4 protein-coding genes are annotated in these 3,315 nt (G+C 64.4%); 2 read left to right on the plus strand and 2 right to left on the minus strand.

Annotated elements, in window-relative coordinates:
* Together ACRCSW_RS03315 and der are read left to right on the plus strand one after the other, a co-directional pair.
* On the plus strand, positions 1-323 hold a 323-nt coding region (locus tag ACRCSW_RS03315; RefSeq protein WP_438702570.1), incomplete at its 5' end, for an outer membrane protein assembly factor BamB family protein.
* A gap of 48 nt (positions 324-371) precedes the next feature.
* On the plus strand, positions 372-1,841 hold the full coding sequence (gene der, locus ACRCSW_RS03320; protein WP_438702572.1) for a ribosome biogenesis GTPase Der: 1,470 nt from the start codon (positions 372-374) through the stop codon (positions 1,839-1,841).
* 46 nt (positions 1,842-1,887) lie between these two features.
* On the opposite strand, the gene ACRCSW_RS03325 is transcribed toward der, so the two are convergent.
* Both ACRCSW_RS03325 and ACRCSW_RS03330 read right to left on the minus strand, forming a co-directional pair.
* The gene (locus tag ACRCSW_RS03325) at positions 1,888-2,616 is read right to left on the minus strand and encodes a hypothetical protein (protein ID WP_438702573.1); all 729 of its coding nucleotides are present in this window, start codon (positions 2,614-2,616) and stop codon (positions 1,888-1,890) included.
* A 131-nt stretch (positions 2,617-2,747) separates the two neighbouring features.
* Positions 2,748-3,315, minus strand: a 568-nt coding sequence (locus tag ACRCSW_RS03330) for an aminoacyl--tRNA ligase-related protein (RefSeq protein WP_438702574.1), incomplete at its 5' end; no start/stop codon positions are given.

Consider the following 3,315-nt stretch of genomic DNA (forward strand, 5'->3'; position numbering starts at 1 on the left):
CGATCTTCCTCGTGAACGACGAAGCCAAGCTCGTGCGGCTTGATGCCGAGACGGGCGAGGTCATCTGGTCCGTCGAGATGCCCTATTTCACCAACGACAAGATCAAGCGCCGCAAGGGCATCTTCGCCCACTACGGGCCTGTCATCGCAGGCGGCCGGATCATGGTCGTCTCCTCCGATGGCATCCTGCGCGCTTTCGACGCGACCGATGGCAGCCTGACCCACACCGCCGAGATCCCCGGCGGCGCGTCGGCCCAGCCGGCCGTGGCAGGCGGTACGCTTTATGTCGTCAGCAGCAACGGGCAACTTCACGCTTTCCGTTAAGGGCCTTCCCGTGTATGGCAGGCGCTTCGCCAAGCCTGGACGCATGAAATGACCTTCACCCTCGCTATCGTGGGCCGCCCGAATGTGGGCAAATCGACGCTCTTCAACCGGCTTGTGGGCCGCAAGCTTGCGCTGGTAGACGACCAGCCCGGCGTGACCCGCGACCTGCGCGAAGGCGACGCGAAGCTTTTCGACATGCGCTTCACGGTCATCGACACGGCGGGTCTGGAAGAGGTGACGGACGACAGCCTCCAGGGCCGCATGCGCCGCCTGACCGAACGCGCGGTCGAAATGGCCGACGCCTGCCTTTTCGTCATCGATGGGCGGGTGGGCGTGACCCCCACCGACGAAGTCTTCGCCGACATCCTGCGCAAGAAGAATGCCCGCGTCTTCCTGGCCGTGAACAAAGCCGAAGGCAAAGCTGGCGACGCGGGCGCCCTTGAAGCCTACTCCCTGGGCCTCGGTGAGCCGATCCGAATCTCTGCCGAACACGGCGAGGGGATGGACGATCTCTATCGCGAGCTGAAGCCCCTCGAAGGCGAATTCGCCGAGCGCGAGGCCGAGAACGCCCCCGAGGTCGACATCGACCTTTCCGAAGCCGACGCCGAGCTCGACGCGGACGAGACCGCACATCACCCCACGCCCAAGAAGCCCCTCCAGATCGCCGTCATCGGGCGACCCAATGCGGGCAAATCCACCCTGATCAACAAGATCCTCGGTTACGACCGCCTTCTGACCGGCCCCGAAGCCGGAATCACCCGCGACGCGATCTCGGTCCGCGCCGAATGGCAGGGCACGCCGATCCGCATCTTCGACACGGCGGGGATGCGCAAGAAGGCGCGCGTGGTGGAAAAACTTGAGAAACTCTCCGTCTCGGACGGCATCCGTGCGGTGCGCTTCGCCGAAGTGGTCGTGGTCCTTCTGGACGTCGAGATTCCCTTCGAAGTGCAGGACCTCCGCATCGCCGACTTCGCCGAAACCGAGGGCCGGGCCGTCGTGGTCGCGGTCAACAAGTGGGACCTTGAGGACGAGAAGCAGGAAAAGCTGGCCGAGCTGAAAGAAATGTTCGACCGCCTCCTCCCGCAGCTCCGCGGCGCGCCTCTGGTGACGGTTTCCGCCAAAACGGGCAGGGGTCTTGACCGCCTGCACGACGCGATCCGCAAGGCGCATGACGTTTGGAACCGCCGCATCCCCACCAACAAGCTCAACACCTGGCTGGGTGCTATGACCGAGGCGCACCCGCCGCCAGCGCCCGGCGGCCACCGCATCAAGCTGCGCTACATGACCCAGGCCAAGACCCGGCCGCCGGGCTTCATGATCAAATGCTCACGGCCTGATGAGCTGCCGGACAGCTACAAACGCTATCTTGTCAATGGCTTGCGCGACCACTTTGACATGCCCGGCACGCCGATCCGCCTCTTCCTTCGGTCACAGGGTGACCAGAACCCGTGGAAGGAACGCAAGTTCAACACGCCATCGCGGCTGCGGAAGCACAAGGAAAAGAACACAGGGCAGTAGCCGCAGACCCAAGAATTTTAAGCAAAATTCTTGTCAAATTCCTTCCTTAAGGAATTTGGCCCGCCGCCCGTCGCCATAGCAGACTGGTCGCCACCAGCACCAGCCCGGCAATCCCAAGGGCAACCCAGGAGACCGGCGCAAGGTCGCCCCAGTTGACCACGGCGATCCCGATCAGCGCCCAGACGACCGTCAGCCCATAGACCGGCATCCTCGGCCTTCGGAACTGGATCAGCGGAGCCAGGATCAGCACCGCCCCCATCATGCCGATCGCGGATTCGGTGTTGCCAAGCACCCCGTAGCCCGCAAGCACCACGCCCGTTGACACCGCCGATGCCGCCGTCAGCCACCCCGCGAAGATCGCCAGAGGGGCCGAGAGCAGCCAGCGATCCGGCTCGGTCGGCGCGCGGAGGAAGGCCAGCACCGCAGCGGCGGCCATTATGACGATCGTGACAGTGGCCCAGATCGGGCTTGTCCCGGCGATCGCAAGCCAGACCGTGCCGAGGACAAGGGCCACGGTCAGCGGCAACCGCACCCGGCCCCAGGCCGGGTCATTGGCGCGGCGCCAAAGGCCATAGGCTGCATGCAGGATCAGCCAGACGTAGATCACCGACCAGATCGAAAACGCATACCCTGCGGGCTGGATCGCGGGCCGCTCGATCCTGACAGGGAACATCCCCGGCTCGTAGCCCGTGAAAGGCGGCGTGATGAAGGGGGCCACGCCAAAGGCGATGGTCGCCAGTAGCAGGATCAGAGCGGGGATGCGGTTGTCGGTCATGTCTTCCGTCCTGTCTGGGTAAGGCTCAACATCGGCGCAGAAACCTTACTGAAACCTTACCTGAACAGTAAGTGCTTGATTCCGATACATGTCGTGCGTTGTCCCACCGTGGGACAAACGCCGGACACCCCTCAGACCAGCACACCATCCGCCATAATCCGGGTCTTCCCTCCCAGATAGGGCACCAGCGCCGCAGGCAAGGTAACCGACCCGTCCGCCTCCTGCCCGTTCTCCAGCACCGCGATGAGGCACCGCCCCACCGCCAGACCCGAGCCATTCAGCGTCGCCACAAACTCCGGCTTCCCCCCCGCCGGCCGATACCGCGCATTCATCCGCCGCGCCTGGAACTGGCCACAGGTGGACACGCTGGAAATCTCGCGGACGGTGTTCTGCCCGGGCAGCCAGACCTCCAGGTCATGCGTCTTCTGCGCCCCGAATCCCATGTCGCCGGTGCAGAGCACGATGGTCCGGTACGGCAGCCCCAGCCGCTCCAGCACGGCCTCGGCGCATTTGGTCATCCGCTCATGTTCCGCCAGCGCCGTTTCCGGCGTGCAGATCGTCACCATCTCGACCTTCTCGAACTGGTGCTGCCGCAGCATCCCCGTCGTATCCTTGCCCGCCGACCCCGCTTCGGACCGGAAGCATTGGGTATGGGCCGTCATCCGGATCGGCAGCTTTGCCTCATCGAGGATATCTTCG

Origin of the sequence: Tabrizicola sp., from assembly GCF_051645465.1 — a bacterium.
GTDB lineage: Bacteria > Pseudomonadota > Alphaproteobacteria > Rhodobacterales > Rhodobacteraceae > Tabrizicola.

Excerpts from the sequence above, each read along its gene's own strand:
- der (WP_438702572.1), top strand. The coding sequence starts at position 372 with ATGACCTTCACCCTCGCTATCGTGGGCCGCCCGAATGTGGGCAAATCG.
- ACRCSW_RS03325 (WP_438702573.1), bottom strand. The coding sequence starts at position 2,616 with ATGACCGACAACCGCATCCCCGCTCTGATCCTGCTACTGGCGACCATC.